The organism is Bremerella sp. JC817 (genome assembly GCF_040718835.1).
Classification (GTDB): Bacteria; Planctomycetota; Planctomycetia; order Pirellulales; family Pirellulaceae; genus Bremerella.
Window position 1 is genome coordinate 20097 of the sequence record NZ_JBFEFG010000274.1, and the last position, 16807, is coordinate 36903.

General features: G+C 56.4%; 13 protein-coding genes and 1 pseudogene. 7 read left to right on the forward strand and 7 right to left on the reverse strand.

Going from position 1 to position 16807, the window contains the following annotated elements; genetic code table 11:
* Positions 1 to 29: 29 nt before the first annotated feature.
* Entirely contained in the window at positions 30 to 1130 is a 1101-nt protein-coding gene (locus tag AB1L30_RS14325; RefSeq protein WP_367014120.1) for a cellulase family glycosylhydrolase, read from the forward strand.
* An 83-nt stretch (positions 1131 to 1213) separates the two neighbouring features.
* Here AB1L30_RS14325 and AB1L30_RS14330 read toward each other — a convergent pair.
* Positions 1214 to 1498 (reverse strand): annotated as a pseudogene (locus AB1L30_RS14330) (integrase core domain-containing protein); the annotation flags it as partial.
* 346 nt (positions 1499 to 1844) lie between these two features.
* Here AB1L30_RS14330 and AB1L30_RS14335 point away from each other — a divergent pair.
* On the forward strand, positions 1845 to 3194 hold the full coding sequence (locus AB1L30_RS14335; protein ID WP_367014121.1) for a sulfatase: 1350 nt from the start codon (positions 1845 to 1847) through the stop codon (positions 3192 to 3194).
* A gap of 75 nt (positions 3195 to 3269) precedes the next feature.
* Here AB1L30_RS14335 and typA read toward each other — a convergent pair whose 3' ends face one another.
* Positions 3270 to 5078: a translational GTPase TypA gene (gene typA / locus AB1L30_RS14340; RefSeq protein ID WP_367014122.1), complete on the reverse strand. Its 1809-nt coding sequence runs from the start codon at positions 5076 to 5078 to the stop codon at positions 3270 to 3272.
* Positions 5079 to 5460: 382 nt separating this feature from the next.
* On the opposite strand from typA, the gene AB1L30_RS14345 reads away from it, so the two are divergent.
* Genes AB1L30_RS14345 through AB1L30_RS14355 form a run of 3 tightly spaced genes read left to right on the forward strand, consistent with a single transcriptional unit; the run spans position 5461 to position 8038 of the window.
* A complete protein-coding gene (locus tag AB1L30_RS14345; RefSeq protein ID WP_367014123.1) occupies positions 5461 to 6492 on the forward strand; it encodes a putative zinc-binding metallopeptidase in 1032 nt (343 codons plus the stop codon).
* Between the two features lie 48 nt (positions 6493 to 6540).
* Complete coding sequence (locus AB1L30_RS14350; protein ID WP_367014124.1) at positions 6541 to 7284, forward strand: hypothetical protein; 744 nt, start codon at positions 6541 to 6543, stop codon at positions 7282 to 7284.
* A gap of 28 nt (positions 7285 to 7312) precedes the next feature.
* Positions 7313 to 8038: an MBL fold metallo-hydrolase gene (locus tag AB1L30_RS14355; protein ID WP_367014125.1), complete on the forward strand. Its 726-nt coding sequence runs from the start codon at positions 7313 to 7315 to the stop codon at positions 8036 to 8038.
* 9 nt (positions 8039 to 8047) lie between these two features.
* Here the strand turns inward: AB1L30_RS14355 and AB1L30_RS14360 are convergent, their stop codons facing one another.
* Entirely contained in the window at positions 8048 to 8608 is a 561-nt protein-coding gene (locus tag AB1L30_RS14360; RefSeq protein ID WP_367014126.1) for a PSP1 C-terminal domain-containing protein, read from the reverse strand.
* A 160-nt stretch (positions 8609 to 8768) separates the two neighbouring features.
* Between AB1L30_RS14360 and bioB the strand changes: the two genes are divergently transcribed.
* Positions 8769 to 9782 carry a biotin synthase BioB gene (gene bioB, locus AB1L30_RS14365; protein WP_367014127.1) on the forward strand — a complete coding sequence of 338 codons (1014 nt, stop codon included), beginning with the start codon at positions 8769 to 8771 and terminating at the stop codon, positions 9780 to 9782.
* A gap of 78 nt (positions 9783 to 9860) precedes the next feature.
* Here bioB and AB1L30_RS14370 read toward each other — a convergent pair whose 3' ends face one another.
* The 4 genes from AB1L30_RS14370 to AB1L30_RS14385 all read right to left on the reverse strand — a co-directional run bounded on the left by AB1L30_RS14370 (position 9861) and on the right by AB1L30_RS14385 (position 15049).
* Positions 9861 to 10880 carry a hypothetical protein gene (locus AB1L30_RS14370; protein WP_367014128.1) on the reverse strand — a complete coding sequence of 340 codons (1020 nt, stop codon included), beginning with the start codon at positions 10878 to 10880 and terminating at the stop codon, positions 9861 to 9863.
* Between the two features lie 134 nt (positions 10881 to 11014).
* A complete protein-coding gene (leuD, locus tag AB1L30_RS14375; protein WP_367014129.1) occupies positions 11015 to 11614 on the reverse strand; it encodes a 3-isopropylmalate dehydratase small subunit in 600 nt (199 codons plus the stop codon).
* A gap of 43 nt (positions 11615 to 11657) precedes the next feature.
* Positions 11658 to 13073 (reverse strand): 3-isopropylmalate dehydratase large subunit, encoded by a 1416-nt coding sequence (gene leuC / locus AB1L30_RS14380; RefSeq protein WP_367014130.1) that lies wholly within the window; start codon positions 13071 to 13073, stop codon positions 11658 to 11660.
* Positions 13074 to 13351: 278 nt separating this feature from the next.
* Positions 13352 to 15049 (reverse strand): serine/threonine-protein kinase, encoded by a 1698-nt coding sequence (locus AB1L30_RS14385; protein WP_367014131.1) that lies wholly within the window; start codon positions 15047 to 15049, stop codon positions 13352 to 13354.
* A gap of 276 nt (positions 15050 to 15325) precedes the next feature.
* On the opposite strand from AB1L30_RS14385, the gene AB1L30_RS14390 reads away from it, so the two are divergent.
* Positions 15326 to 16663, forward strand: coding sequence for a nucleotide sugar dehydrogenase (locus tag AB1L30_RS14390; protein WP_367014132.1), 1338 nt, complete (start codon positions 15326 to 15328; stop codon positions 16661 to 16663).
* Positions 16664 to 16807: the final 144 nt, after the last annotated feature.

Genomic DNA, 16807 nt, shown 5'->3' on the forward strand with positions numbered 1-16807 from the left:
GTACGTCTTGTTTGAGAGATGTAAGAAGAATGAAGCTTGATCGAAGAAAGTTCACCGTTGGGGCTGCGACGACACTGGGACTATGGAGCCTTGGAGATCTCGCGCGGGGGAGCAGCGAGGATATTGCTCCGCCGTTGGGTGTGGGCGTCAATTTGGCGGGACCAGAGTTCGGCACGCAAGATCCCCAGTTCTCGCAAGCGAATCCCGGTACGCTTGGACGCGATTACACGTTCAATTCCCGCCAAACGGTTCAATATTTTTTCGACCACGGCGTGAAGAGTTTTCGCATCCCAATCAGTTGGGAAAGGCTCCAACCGAAACTAGGAGGAGAACTCGACGTCGTTTACTTTGGCGGCCTCCAGAGGCTGCTCTCATGGGTTACCGACGTCGGTGGGAACGCGATCCTCGACTTGCATAACTATGGGCGATACAGGCGGTCGATCGATGGTCGTCCCGTCGAGGCAGTCTTGGGGGAATCGAAGGGAGGGAAAGAACTGCTCTCGGTAGAGGATCTCGCCAACGTGTGGCGACGAATTGCTCAGCAGTTGAAAGGACACTACTCGATTGCCGCCTATGGAATCATGAACGAACCGCACAACCTCCACGGGCTAGATTGGGCTTCCGCTTCAAATCAGGTTGTCGCCGCAATCCGTGAGGTAGACCAGCAGCGTTGGATCTCGGTCTCTGGCATCGACTGGGCAAGCTCCCAGCGGTTTGCGGAAGTCAACGGCCAAAATGCCTGGATCAACGATCCCGCTCGGCGAACCATGTACGAAGCCCATGCCTACTTCGATTCCGATGCCAGTGGCAAGTATGTTGCCTCTTTCGCAGAAGAAGCGAAACTTGATCCCGATATTGCCGATCGCCCGTCGCGGACGCTTGAGCCCTTCTTAAAGTGGTGCCAGCTCAATCGCGTGTATGGCTTCGTTGGTGAAATTGGCGTTCCAAACGAACCCCAATGGCTGGAACTGTTGGCCGAGGCCTGTCGTTTGATCCATGAAGCCAATGCCGCTGTCAGCTATTGGGCCGCAGGGGAATGGTGGGGCGACTATCGCTTATCAGTCCAGCCGAAGAGCTTCGACGCAACGCTGCCAGCTCAGATGAAAATGGTCGTCGACAACATGCGGTAGAGCAGGCCTCTCTATCAGACGTTTAGGCAGGCTGACCTGCTCCCGCTTTTCCGTACCAACCTAAATGAGAAAGTCCAAGATCTTCATCTGGCCAGGCTAGTCTGGCCAGATGAAGCGAATTCCCTGGAGGCCAGGTTGCTGTGTGGTCGGTGTTCGTTGTAGTCGCGACGCCACGATTCGATCTTCTCTTTGCCGTCGCCGAGTGACAAGAACCAATTTTCGTTCAGGCACTCGGTCCTCACGCTGCCGTTGAACGATTCGATGAAGGCGTTATCCGTTGGCTTTCCAGGCCGACTGAAGTCGAGCACGACCTGGTTCCCGTAGGCCCACTGATCCGGTCCCTTCGAGGTGAACTCGGGGCCGTATTCGCCCCCAGGATGTTTTCCACGAACTGATTCATGGGATCGACCAGCGAATTGTATTCGTCGGCCGTAACTCATTTCCCTCAACACGACGGCATGTCCATACAATCGTTGACCCTGTCCTCGCCGCCGACGATACTGGTGCTGCCTATCACCCATCCCACCGAACAGAATATCTCATGGAGCCGCTAAGACGATGCATGGCTTGATCAAACCGACCAGCGAAAACTCTAGCCGCAAGTTACTACACAGATTTGCTACCCTTCTTTTTATCCTAACTCTTTCATCAGCTGCCCTATACCCAATCAATCACGCACATTCAGCTGAACACGTCCGTGCACCGAATATCGTCGTGATCTTCATCGACGACATGGGCTATGCCGATATCGGGCCGTTTGGGGCGAAGGCGTACAAGACGCCGAATCTTGATCAGATGGCAGCTCAGGGGCGGACCTTTACCGACTTCTACGTTACCCAGGCGGTTTGCTCGGCCTCGCGTGCCGGGCTAATGACTGGTTGCTATAACGTTCGCGTCGGTATTCAAGGAGCGCTCGGTCCGAATTCGAAGATCGGCATCAACCCGGACGAGATAACGATGGCGGAGCTGTGCAAACAGAAGGGTTATGCGACGGCCTGCTATGGCAAGTGGCATCTCGGCGATCGTCAAGAGTTCCTACCGATGCAGCACGGTTTCGACGACTACTTCGGCCTGCCGTACTCGAACGACATGTGGCCGTATCATCCAGGCGTGCGTCACCTCTCGGAAGAAGAACGCATCAAGCGCTGGCCTCACTTGCCACTGTACGATGGCAACAAGGTAATCAATCCGAAGGTCGATGGGGAAGCGCAAGAGCAACTCACCACGCAGTACACCGAGAAGGCGGTCTCGTTCATCGACGAGAACAAAGCTCGCCCGTTCTTCCTATATCTGCCTCATAGCATGGTGCACGTGCCGCTTTACGTGTCGGACAAGTTCAAGGGCAAGTCGGGCGCAGGTCTGTTCGGCGACGTGGTGATGGAAGTCGACTGGTCGGTCGGCCAGGTCCTGGATGCGATTCGTCGCAACAAGATCGAAGACAACACGCTGGTCATCTTCACTTCCGACAACGGCCCCTGGCTGTCGTACGGCGAGCACGCCGGTAGCGCGGGTCCGCTGCGGGAAGGGAAGGGGACGATGTGGGAAGGAGGCTGCCGCGAGCCAACCATCATGTGGTGGCCAGGGCATATTCCCGCGGGCACCGTTTGCAGCACGCCTGCCATGACGATCGATATCTTTCCGACAGTTGCCAAGCTGATCGGAGCCGATCTGCCGGAGCACCCCATCGATGGCAAAGATATCTGGCCGTTGATGGTAGGGGAAGAAGGAGCCAAGTCGCCGCACGAAGCGTACTACTTCTATTACGGAAGCGGCCTGAAGGCAGTCCGCAGCGGCAAATGGAAGCTTGTCTTCCCGCACGAGTATCGCACGATGGCGGGACGTGAAGGGGGCAAAGATGGCTTGCCGGCTGCTTACTCGCAGGCAACAACCGATCTGGCGTTGTTCGATCTGGAAAAGGACCCGGGTGAAACGACCAATGTGCTGGCGGATCATCCCCAGGTGGTCGAGCAGCTAGAGAAGCTGGCCGACGGCATTCGTCAGAAGCTAGGAGATTCGCATCGTAAGATCAAAGGATCCGAGAACCGTCCGGTCGGGCGAATCTAGTAACAAGAAGCGCGAAGGCCGTGGTAGGGATGTTCCCCATACCACGGCCTCGTTGTTGTCTCTTGACCGGAAGGTTTACTTGCGGCTCTGACGTCGGCGATCGGTTTCTTTCAACAAGATCTTTCGCAGACGGATGTGGTTCGGCGTCACTTCGACCAGTTCGTCATCTTCGATGTACTCGAGCGCGACTTCCAGGCTCATTTCTCTGGGTGGACGCAACACGATGTTTTCGTCCGAACCGGAAGCTCGCATGTTGGTCAGCTTCTTTTCTTTGGTCGGATTCACCGTCAGGTCGTCGCCACGCGAGTTTTCGCCGACGATCATGCCTTCGTACACTTCGTCGCCGTGGCGAACGAACATGTCGGAACGTTCCTGCAAAGCAAACAGAGCGAAACCGACGGCCTTGCCTGACACCATCGAGATCATCGCACCGTTGGCTCGACGAGGCACTTCGCCCGACAGCGGACGGTACGACTCGAAGCGATGGTTGACGATTGCTTCGCCCTGGGTCGAGTTGAGCAGCTTGGTTCGCAGCCCGATCAGACCACGCGAAGGGATCGTGAAGATCACCTGGCTGTAGTCACCACGAGGCTGCATTTCGACCAGCTCGCCACGACGTTCGCCAACCAGTTCCATCACCGGGCCCATCTTTTCGGATGGCACTTCGATGACGAGTTGTTCGTAAGGTTCTTCCTTGACACCGTCCACGGTACGCATGATCACTTGCGGCTTGCCCACGGCCAGTTCGTAACCCTCACGACGCATCGTTTCAATCAGAACTGCCAGGTGCAACACACCACGGCCACTCACGAGGAAACTATCGCCGGAATCGCCAGGACGAACTCGCAGGGCAACGTTGCGTTCGAGCTCCTTTTCCAAACGATCTCGCAGGTTACGCGAGGTAACGTACTTGCCATCCTTACCCAGCAGTGGCGAGGTATTGATGGTGAACATCATTTCAAGGGTCGGGGCATCGACCGCCACGCGTGGTAGCGGCATTGGGTTGTCGACCGCACAGATCGTATCGCCGATGTCGATGTCTTCGATACCGGTCACGGCAACAATGTCACCAGCGCCCACTTCATCGACTTCCGCACGACCGAGGTTTTCGAAGACGTGCAGGGCAACCACACGGCCACGTTCGAAGGTATCGTTCGCCTTCGAGACCATCACCGACTGGCCCTTCTTGATCTTGCCTGACTTGATGCGGCCGATCGCGATACGACCGGTGTACTCCGACCAGTCGAGGGTCGTGACACGCATCTGAAGGGGACCGTCTGGATTGACGTCGGGGCCTGGGATGTGCTTCAGCACCAGGTCGAGCAATGGACGCATGTCCCCTTCGCGGACCGTTGGATCTTCCGAAGCGAAGCCCGCCTTGGCACTGGCAAACAGGTAAGGAAACTCGGCGATCTCATCGCTGGCACCCAGCGAGAGGAACAAGTCGAGCACTTCGTCGACAACTTCGTGCGGACGGGCATCGGGCTTGTCGATCTTGTTGATCAGCACGATCGGCTTCAAACCAACTTCCAACGCCTTCGACAACACGAACCGCGTCTGTGGCATTGGGCCTTCCGCGGCGTCAACCAGCACGACGGCACCGTCAGCCATGCTCAACACGCGCTCGACTTCGCCACCGAAGTCGGCGTGCCCAGGGGTATCGACGATGTTGATCTTCACGCCGTTGTAAGGGAGGGCGATATTCTTCGCCAGAATCGTAATGCCGCGTTCCTTTTCCAGATCGTTCGAGTCGAGGATTCGCTCGCTCGAAAGCTGGCTCTCTCGGAACTGGCCGCTCTGGTGCAGCAGGCAGTCAACCAAGGTTGTTTTACCATGGTCGACGTGGGCAATGATCACAATGTTCCGAAGGTCGTCGCGTCGCATTTTGAGTCTAGTGGTTATAGAACAGGCCTAATCTTCCGTTCACGAACCGAAAATCCTATCAGATTCACCTGTTTTTGGGGTAGGGGAGCCGCCCTTACATTCGCAAATCCACATGAAAGGGTGATGAATTTGCCATCCTTTCTGCTCTCAGAGGCCACAAAGTTTCCAAATCGTGAAGCTGCGTCGAGTTGGCTTTCAACAAAATCGAGCCTCGAAAACAACAAATTCCCGCAGTACCACCCGCCAGCAGGGACCCGATGAATCTCTTTCGATCACAAGCTTCCAGGCATCTTTCCTCTACACTGGACCAGGAATTGCATCAGTGAAGGCCAACGTTCTGATACCCCATTTTTCTGTTCCTTTCCCATAAAGTGAGTTCGCCATGCGGACCTTTCGCTGCCAGTGTGGTCGCAAGTTGTTCTTTGGAAGTACTCGATGCGTTGCCTGCGATGCGACGGTTGCCATGTGCCCTTGTTGCCGAAACGTCGCGGCGATGGCTCCACAGAAAGATGGCTCTTGGAAATGCACCGCCGCTGGCTGCGGCCACGTGTTGAAGATGTGCCAGAACCGGGTCGATCACGAGGTTTGCAATCGCGGCGTCGAGATCGAAGAAGAAGATCAGCCACGCTGCACCTACTGCCGGCTGAATCGCGTCATCCCTGACTTGAAGGTTCCTGGCAATCTGGAGAAATGGCGTCGACTTGAAACGGCTAAGCGTCGTGTGCTCGATGGCATCGAGTCGATTGGGCTTCCGATTGGCATGCCGTCACAAAACGAACTGCTGCCACTTTGGTTCGAGTTCAAAGCGGACGACGCCCAGCCCGTTTCGACCGGGCACGCCAACGGAGTGATCACCATCAATGTAAAGGAAGCCGACAGCGTCCATCGCGAACAGACCCGTGTCGAGTTTGGCGAACCGCAGCGAACCCTGGTCGGGCACTTCCGCCACGAACTGGGCCATTATTACTGGGACCTGATCGTCAAACCGAAGCTTCTCAGTGAGTTCCGAGAACTGTTTGGCAACGAAGAAGACCCAACCTACGCCGAAGCCCAGCAGGCCTATTATAAGAATGGGCCTCAGTCTGATTGGCAGCAACAGTTCATTTCTGGGTATGCGACGATGCACCCCTGGGAAGATTTCGCCGAGAGCTTTGCCGCCTATCTCGATATGACGGCGATCGTAATCACGGCCCAGTCGTTTCCGCGGATCGAAGCGGAGGTTCCGGCCGATGACTTCGATAAGTGGCTGCAAACCTATCGCGAAATCGGTGTGATGGCGAACGAGTTCAATCGCGACATCGGCCTGTTGGATCTGGTGCCGGAAGTGTTCACGCAACCGGTTGTCGAGAAACTGCGGTTCATGGCATCGCTGAAAGAACCCAGTAAGTTGGCACGACCTGCTCACGTTCGGTAGGATGAAGATCCCCGGCGATACTCCATCTCCCTTTTCAGCGAACGCCCCATGTCGGAACGGATTGCCAACTTGTTCGCCCAGAGTCCCACAGCGACCAGAGCCACGACCCGGTCGGTATGGTGTCCGCCGACCGAAACGGCGATACCGCTCGACTCGTTGATTCTGGCGGCTCACCATGGATCGGGCTCAAGCATCGGCTTGCTTTCGTACGATCCTTCCCGCGAAAAACAGTCGCCAATCGGCGAGGTCAACTACGCTTCCGGCGGCAACGAGAACGATCCGCTGGACTGGTGCCTGGCTTGCCTCGTGGGAAAGGCAACGGCGCTGACGGCATTCGCCGAGCAAAGCTCACCGCAGACGATTCAGCTTTACTGCGGTGAGATGCCTCGGGGTCAGTTGAAGGCGTTTGCCATCGACGAATCGCAACATGCCGACGACTCGAAGTCGCTGTTTCAGCGCGGCATGGCATGGGCCGAGTGGATGTTAGGATTTCGGCCGTTTCGGATTGAAATTCGCCGAGACGAACAATCGCTCGGGCACATTGATGTGCCGTTTGCCCCCAGCACCACGAATGCAACGTTTGCGTGGTGCCGGCCGGGCCAGAACGACATCCCGATCTTCGCCAGTCGGCACGCCAACGTTCAGCATCGAGCAACATCACCTCGCGGGGATGCCGACTTTTTGCTGGCGGACGAGGCTCTATCTTTGAGCGAAGAAGATCGCGAAGTTTGTATTCTGCTGCAGCTTCTGTTTCGGCTACACTTCTTTTCGCTGGGTATTGAAATAAGCTAAAGTCCCGCCTCGCGAAAGGCCGCTTTTGATGGTCAACGTTGCCGAGATCGCACCCGATCTGTATCGACTGTCGCTGTTTGTGCCGCAATTGAACATGCAGTTCAATCACTTTCTCGTGAAGGATGACGAGCCGCTGCTCTTCCACACCGGCTTGAAAGCGATGTTCCCGCCGCTGCTGGAAGCGGTCTCGAAGATCGTCGATCCAGCCGCATTGAAGTACATTGCCTGGAGCCACTTCGAGTCGGACGAATGTGGCGCCTTGAATCAATGGCTCGAGATCGCCCCGAATGCCGAGCCAGTTTGCACGCTCGTGGGGAAGTTGGTCAGTGTCGATGACTTTTCCGATCGGCCCGCCCGAGGCATGCTGCCGGACGATGTGCTTTCGACCGGCAAATATCGCTACCGGTTCTACCCTTCGCCTCACATTCCGCATGGCTGGGATGCCGGCGTGCTGTTCGAAGAAACGACGAAGACACTTTTCTGCTCGGACCTGTTTCACCATTTTGGCGATGTGGCCCCGCTGACGACCGACTCGCTGATCGAGCCAACGACCGAAGGAATGCAGTTCCTGCGGCAAGGTCCACTGGCTGGCTACATGCCGTATACGTCGCAAACCGAAGGAGTCCTGAGGAAGCTCGCCGACTTGAAGCCAGAAACCTTGGCGGTGATGCACGGAGCTTCCTTCCAAGGGGCAGGGGACCAATTGCTGCTCGACCTGGCCGAAGTGATTCGGGTCAACTTCGACGGCGAATAAGCGAACTCATTACTTCTTGCAGGCACCCGCGATCGCACAGCTGGTGCAAGCACCGCCGCAGCCGCCTGCCTTTTCGGCGGTCCCGCAACCAGGACCACAGCCCGTTTCCAGCAGGTCCGAAAACTGGCTGATGCCGGCCGCTGCGTTGTAAGTCTCGGCCAATTGAGAAGTTAAATCAGCGACCTCGGCGGGAACATCTCCCAAGAAGTAAAAATATAACGAGCTGCCATCGAACAACTGCTCGACTTCCAGGAGGGGAACTTGAATCCCCCGGCTGGCCAATTCTTGCTGGCAAGCCGCAAACGCCTCTTGGCGATTGCGTTCCAGACGAGCAATCAGCAGGTCGTCTTCGACCGTAACGCCTCGCAAAATTGAGCCGTCCGAGTCGTGCGATTCCGCTTCGCTGGCAGGCGACAGGATCTCGCCGACCTCTAATCCTCGGGAAGTGCGGCAGATGACGCGCATGCCTCGTCCGTAAGTAACAGCGTCAACCGATGTGAATCGGCCAACGTGGCCTAGCACGCTGATACGAACGAAATGATGGCGACCGACGGGCGTTTCCTGGATCAATGGCTTCTCCTTGCCTGCATTCTTCCCCAAAACCACCCTGCTGCCAAGTCGCGATGGGGACTCACCTTACAATTCGTGCCCAGGCGTTTTAGAATGTCAGGCTGGCCTTTTGGCCGGTTTATTGATGTTCTGTCCGATTGTAATGAAGAGAACGCCGCCGATGTCGATATCGACGCTATCCTGGTCCGCTCTGGCCGACGAAATTCTGCGTGGCCATCAATTGACGCTCGAAGAAGGTCTTTCGATCCTCCATTCGTCCGACGATGAGTTGCTGGATGTGATGTCCGCCGCGTTCAAGATTCGTCGACAGCACTTCGGCAAGACCGTCCAACTATACCAGTTGATGAACGCCAAGAGCGGCCTCTGCCCGGAAGACTGTGGTTACTGCTCGCAGTCGAAGGTCTCCGACGCCGAGATCCCGAAGTACAACTTCCTCAGCCGCGATAAGCTGATGGAAGGTGCCCGGATCGCTGCTGAACGGGATGTGAAGACTTACTGCATCGTGATCTCGGCTCGCGGTCCGAACGAACGCGAAATGAAGGCGGTCGAAACGATCGTGCCCGAGATCAAAGAAAAGTACGACTTGAAGATCTGTGCTTGCCTGGGTCTTTTGAGCTCGGAACAAGCCGATCGCCTGAAGGCTTGTGGTGTTGATCGCGTGAATCACAACGTGAACACCAGTGCCGAATACTACGAAAAGATCTGCTCGACCCACACCTACGCCGACCGCATCAACACGCTGAACGCTGTCAAAGACGCCGGCCTCGAAATGTGCAGCGGTGGGATCGTCGGCATGGGCGAAGCGGACGAAGACGTCGTAAAGATGGCTCTCGAACTTCGCGACCTGGGCGTCCACTCGATTCCGGTCAACTTCCTGAATCCAATCGACGGAACGCCGCTCCAAGGCCTGGGCAAAGACCTGAGCCCACGTCAGTGCCTGCGAATCCTGGCTTTGTATCGCTTCGCGAATCCAAGCAGCGAACTCCGCATCGCTGGCGGCCGCGAGATTCACCTGCGAAGCCTACAGCCGATGGGCTTGTACGCCGCGAACTCGATCTTCCTGGGCGACTATCTCACCACGCCAGGCCAGACCGCCGAAGACGATTACAAGATGCTGGAAGATCTTGGCTTCACCGTTACTAAGACCGAAGAAGTCTCGGTTGGCTCGGCTTAGTCGCCACCAGCAACGGACACTCGAAATAGAAAAGGGCACGACCATCGGTCGTGCCCTTATTTGTTTCTTGATCGCGAATTACAAACCTTCGCCGATCTTTAGCAGCTTGCCGGTCGCTGGCGTCTTGCTGGTATCTTTACCGTCGCCATTGCCAAACAGCGTGATGTAAAGTTCGCCTGCTTGATTGAAAGCGAGTGCGGTTGGCTGATCCAAGTCGATCAGCTTGGTGGCTTTGACCATTTGCTGACCATCGCGACGCACCGCGTCGAGGCGATACAGACCACCTTGCTTCGGATCGGCCCAGCTGTAATCGACTGCGTACAAACGCCCTGTCTTCGGGCTGTAAGCCAAACCAACGACATCGTAAAGTTCCGCCGGCAGACTCAGCAGCAGGCTCTTCGACTTCTGATCGTAGAAGGTCAGCAGGCTATCTTTCTGATCGTTGATCTCGCCCATCTGGCCGACGACCACTTCACGGCGCGGGCTGATGGTGATCGCGGCAGGGGCATCGACGTCGACGCTGTCTTTCGTCGGGATGTAACGGGTCAGTTCGCCCAGGCCATCCTTTTCGAGCGAGGCCCGTGCGATCCAGCCCTTCTTGTCGTCGCCATTCGAGGTGACGTAAACGTTGTCGATATCGACCGCGACGCTGTAGAAGTTTCCTTCACCAGGCATCTCCCCTTCGGCTTCCAGTGGGTTGGTCTTCTTACCGGCGTCCGCCTTTTGGACTTCGGCGCCATTTTCACCGATGGTGTAAACGCGAACGACTTCTTCGCCATCCTTCAAACTGCCATCGCCCACCACCAGGTGTTCTTTGTCGAGGAAGGCGAGTCCCAAAGGACCAATTTGATAGGTTGGGCCTTTGCCGTATTCGTCGGCGGGAAACTCCGATACGACGACTTCCGCCTTGCCATCCACGACGCGAATGATCTGTGATGCGGCCGTTTCAGCGACGAAGACCGTTTCGGTCTCGGGCTGAATGGCGACGCCGCTGGGGCACTTCAAACCTTCGAGGATCACTTCCGGTTTGATCTCGGCCTGGGCGACCATCGCGGAAAGAAAGAGCAGGGGAGTGGAAAGCAAAAATCGACTTAGCATGATAGTTCTCGTTCTCATGTTCGCAGAAGCAACTCTTCTATAGTTTGGCGAAGCGATGGAGCGTTTCCAACCATGGGCGCACAAAAAAAGGCGAACCGAAGTTCGCCTCAATTTATGCTTGCATGGTGCGGGTTTTAAGCACCGATACCATGGGCCTGCTCGTAGGCGGCGATCTTTTCTTCGCGGCTGAGGGTCAGGGCGATATCGTCCAGACCGTTGAGCAACTTGTGGCGACGGAACTCGTCCAGTTGGAACGGAATTTCAAGGCCATCAGCGTCAGTGATCTTCAGTGCTTCCAGATCGACAGTCAGCTTGTAGCCTGGGGTCTTGTCGGCACGCTGGAAGATCTCTTCGATCTGATCTTCGGTCAGGGCAATCGGCAGGACGCCGTTTTTGAAGCAGTTGTTGTAGAAGATGTCGGCGAAACTTGGTGCCAGCACCGCGCGAATACCGAAGTCGTCGATCGCCCAGACAGCATGTTCGCGGCTCGAACCGTTGCCGAAGTTACGACGGGTCACCAGGATCGAAGCCCCTTCGACTTCTGGCTTGTTCAGTTCGAACTCAGGATTCGGAGTCGAACCATCTTCCAGGTAACGCCAGTCGAAGAACAGAAACTGTCCGAAGCCCGTTCGTTCGATACGCTTCAAAAACTGCTTGGGGATGATCTGATCGGTGTCCACGTTGGCCCGATCCATGGTGGCCACAAGGCCGGTCTCTTTGATGAATGGTTGCATGATCGTTTGCTCAAAAAGATTTGCTTGGAGTCTGGACCGGAGACTATTTGAAGTCCCACTGACGGACGTCGACGAAGTGACCAGCAATGCCCGCGGCGGCGGCCATTTCGGGGCTGACCAGGTGGGTGCGACCACCACGTCCCTGACGTCCTTCAAAGTTGCGGTTGCTGGTTGAAGCACAACGTTCGCCTGGTTCCAGCTTGTCGGGGTTCATCGCCAGGCACATACTGCAGCCTGCTTCACGCCATTCAAAGCCCGCTTCGGTGAAGATCTTGTCGAGACCTTCTTCCTGGGCCTGCTTACGAACCTGGCCACTACCAGGAACGACCATCGCATGCACGTGATCGGACTTTTTGTGACCTTTAACCACGCTCGCCGCGGCACGCAGGTCTTCGATACGACCGTTGGTGCACGAACCGATGAAGACGCGATTGATTTCAACGTCGGTGATCGGAGCGCCTGCCTTCAAGGCCATGTAGTCGAGGGCCGCTTCGGTCGAGCGACGTTCGGTCGCGTCGGCGAAATCGCCCGGCGAAGGAATGTTGCGATCGACCGCACAAACCTGACCTGGGTTGGTGCCCCAAGTAACCTGAGGAGCGATGTCCTTCGCTTCGAACTCGAGGACCTTGTCGTACTTGGCACCTGGGTCAGATGGCAAGTTCTTCCAACGCTCGATGGCAGCTTCGATGTCTTTCGGGCTGAACTCGCGACCACGCATGTATTCAAAGGTGGTCTCGTCCGGTGCGATCATACCGGCACGCGCACCTGCTTCGATCGACATGTTACAGACAGTCATGCGCTGTTCCATGGTCAAGTTGCGGACCGCTTCGCCGGTGTATTCCAGCACGTAGCCGGTACCGCCAGCGGTAGTCAGGTGACCGATCAGATACAGCACCAGGTCTTTCGCCGTGACGCCACGCGCCAGCTTGCCGTTGACGCGAAGTTCCATCGTCTTCGGACGCGACTGAATGAGGGTCTGCGTGGCGAGGACGTGCTCGACTTCGCTCGTACCAATACCGAAGGCCAACGCACCGAAGGCACCGTGGGTCGCCGTGTGACTGTCGCCACACACAATGGTCGCCCCAGGCTGCGTGAGGCCGAGTTCCGGACCGATCACGTGCACCACACCTTGCTTGATGTCGTGCAGGTCGAACAGTTGAACACCGAAGTCTTCGCAGTTCTGACGAAGCGTGTCGATCTGCTGCTTCGAGATCTGATCGACAATCGGTAGCGAGCGATCGGTGGTGGGGACATTGTGGTCCGGCGTCGCCTTGGTGAGTTCTGGGCGGCGAACCTTACGACCCGCCAGACGCAGGCCTTCGAATGCCTGCGGGCTGGTCACTTCGTGCACCAGGTGCAGGTCAATGTACAGCAGTGCCTGCGAAGCAGATTCCGCATCGACAACGTGGTTGTCCCAGATTTTCTGGAACATGGTACGGGGGGCATTTTCCGCGATCATTCGTTCTTCCCCTAACGGCAACGGTCAGGTCCATAGAGAGATTCACGAGCGAGATAGGGCATCGCTCGGATTGCCTGTTCCCCAGCAAACTACTTGGCTGGCAAGGCATAAGGATAGTCCAGCATTATATCTGGATTTTTTGGAAACGGGGAGGGGCCGCGACCAACCACCACTTGAGGGGGCTTCTTTGCGGACCATTCAAGCCCAATGACACCCGGGAAGATGCCCTGGTTCTGACAAAATTACAGAGACCAGGGGAAGAAATGACACGGACCTTCTTAACCGCGAATCTCTGCGATTCGGGTCTCGGCCTGCGAGTGCTCGTCCTCGGGCTGAGGGCATTCAGCGATCGTTTCGTTCTCGGTCCACCACTTCACGGCGTCGGCCTGCTTCCAGGTACCGCTCGATTCGCACTTATCGAGGGCGTCGGCCATGTCGAGGATCGACTGGAACCGGTCGTCCGGATCCTTGGCCAAGCATCGCATCACGATCGCTTCCAGATCGTGCGGGATCGACGAGAGCAGCTCGGAGGGTGGGACCACCGCCTCGTGAGCGTGGGCGATGATCACTTTTATTGGACGATCGTACTCGAACGGGGCATGCCCCGTCAGCATGAAGTAAGCGAGGATACCCACCGAGTAAATATCGCTGCGGGCGTCAGGTTCGCTTTCGCCGCTGGCCTGTTCCGGAGACATGAACAACGGCGAACCGGTGATCATCCCTTCCTGGGTCAACTGCGAGTCTTCTGTCGAGGCGATCGGCTTGGCCAGACCAAAGTCGAGCAGTTTGGCAACGTCGTAGTAACCACCACGCTTCGCGGCGAACACATTCGCCGGCTTGATGTCGCGGTGAATCATGCCTTGCGAGTGAGCTTCGTTCAGGGCATCGCAGATCTGACGCAGCAGGTGGATTACCCGGCCGGCTGGCAGCGGACCAAAGCGATTTACCAGGTCCGAGACATTCAAACCCGGCAGGTACTCCATCACGTAATAGAACGTGCCATCTTCGGTCCGGCCGTAGTCGAAGATGTCGATATTGTTCCAGTGCGAAAGCTTCGACGAGGCGTGGACTTCCCGCTCGAAACGGGCCAGAACGTTCGAGTCCCCCGCCTTTTCAGGACGGATGATCTTGATCGCACATGGACGCTTCATCAGGTAGTGATGAGCCAGGTAGACTTCGCCCATGCCCCCCGCACCCAGGCTGCGGCTGAGGCGGTATTGCCCCAATTGCTTGGCATGGAATGCTTCGGTCCGCAGGACGTTGATGGTGTAAACACCAAAGATCGCCACGGCACCGCAGATCACCATCTTCAGACCAATTTCACCGAGCATCTCGGGATTGCCATAGATGATGTCGTAGCAAAGGCGATCGGTGGCATACGCGTACGCCAACAGTGCCAAAGGAGCGACCACCATCGCCGAAATCACCCCGGCGGCCCGTTGCCAGGTATTTGGGATGAACAATGCGTAGATGAAAATTAACAGCAACCAGCCTGGGGCCGGATTTTGGAACATGCCATATTCACGGACGCAAAGCTGCATTGAGTGATATTGAGACATCAACAGGAAGACTGCCGGCAGACCGAAGACAACCCACTCTTGCATGCGAAGCACGCCCCGCCGGACATCGCACTTCGGACAGAGCAAATAACCCGAAAGAGCCAGAACGACCAATACCCCAGCATGAAAGCCGAGCAAGATCGAGTTCTTTTCCGCGATGTCTCCACCCCAGAAGTACTGGTAGAGATGCCATACGAAGTAGACGGCAAAGATGCCCAACATCGTGATCGTGGCAACCCGCAGACGGAATCGCAGCAGCGACTGGGTAACTCGCGAGAAGTGAGGACTCGACGAACCTTCCACCAAGGCAATGTGTGGCGAAGAAGACGTGGTTCGATCTACCGCGGAATTCCCGGGCGCAATCACCGTCTCCTCGAAATGCCGATCCATCGAATTAGGTGGAGTTGCGTTGCTCATACAGTGTTTTAGAAAGCCTCTCGCAATTCTAGCGGAGCATCCCTCCGTCGATTTATATTAACGTCTTCGACTTCAATAGGCGAATCTTAAAACGCCCCACATTATTAAATTGTCAGACGTGGGCTAAGCTCGAATTGCCCAGGCAAGCGGGGCATCCAAAATCACCCCCGTTGATTAAGTATTACCGGCAGCAATTCTCCCCTCAAGGGACAGCTGCTGCGAAAGCCTGGAGCGGACCTATTCCTTTTAGTAACGCTTACTCGAAAAGACACGCAGATGGTTCAAAATGTTCCTCCTTCTTTCGAAACTCTCCGCCAGAAACTCGAGGATCAAACGGCCATCGTGGGTGTCATCGGCATGGGATACGTGGGGCTACCCCTCGTAAAAACCTTTGCCGACTGTGGTTATCGCTGCCTTGGATTCGATACCGATCCTGCCAAGGTTGAAAAGCTGACCCGGGGGGAAAGCTACATCAAACATATCGCCGGCGAATGGATCGCGACGAATGTTAAGATGGGACGTTTTTCGGCGACTACCGATACTGTACGCATGGCGGAAGCGGATGTTCTGTTGATTTGCGTACCAACTCCGCTGGACAGTTCTCGTGACCCAGACTTGAAGTATGTCGAACGAACCGCGGAAGCGATCGCCCAATCACTACGGCCAGGTCAGTTGGTCGTTCTCGAAAGCACGACCTACCCGAGTACGACGAAGGATATCGTCCTGCCGATTCTTGAAAAGTCTAGTCTGAAGCCCGGAATTGATTTCTTCGTCGCCTATAGTCCCGAGCGCGAAGACCCCGGCAATCCGAAGTTCACCGCCGCCAACATCCCGAAAGTGATCGGCGGGCTGGAAGAGTACAGTTTGCAGCTGGCTTGTCAGCTCTATCAAAAGGCGATCGTCGAGATCATCCCAGTCAGCAGCCTGGAAGTTGCCGAGGCCTGTAAGATCCTCGAGAACACCTATCGCGCTGTGAACATTGCGATGGTGAACGAACTGAAAGTGCTCTTCGATCGCATGAACCTCGACCTATGGGAGGTGATCGAAGCCGCGAAGACAAAGCCATTCGGGTTTCAGGCCTTCTATCCTGGGCCTGGCCTGGGTGGCCACTGCATCCCAATCGATCCGTTTTATTTGAGTTGGCTCGCCCGCAAGGAAGGGATGCCGACGCGATTCATCGAACTCGCCGGCGAGATCAACACCAGCATGCCGCAGTTCGTCGTCCAGAAGCTGATGCTGGCCCTGAACGAGCAGGAAAAGGCGATCCGCGGCAGCAACATTCTGATGCTGGGGGTGGCGTACAAACCGAACGTCGACGATCCCCGCGAAAGCCCTGCCTTCGCCATCATGGAATTGCTGGAACCGCTGGGCGCCAACATCTCTTACAACGACCCCTACATCCCGCAGTTGCCATCGATGCGAAGCTTCGAGTTCTCAAAGAAGCAAAGCGTCGAGCTGAGTCCAGAAACGCTGGCGGCGGCCGATGTCGTGCTGATTGTCACCAATCACAACGACTACGACTGGGAGTTCATTGCGAAGCACTCGAAGCTAATCGTCGACACCCGGAACGCGCTGGTCAACATCGCCGACCGCAGCAACATTCGCAAAGCTTAGTCGCATTTGCTGGCCAGCGACGGGCGGAGATCGGTGCCCAAGAAATCACTTCCGCGCCGTCGAACCAGGGGAGCATTGATCCCCCTGGGATGTATACTAAAGAGCTGCCTGCTTCACTTGCTTTGGTTCGGACGCTGGGAATCC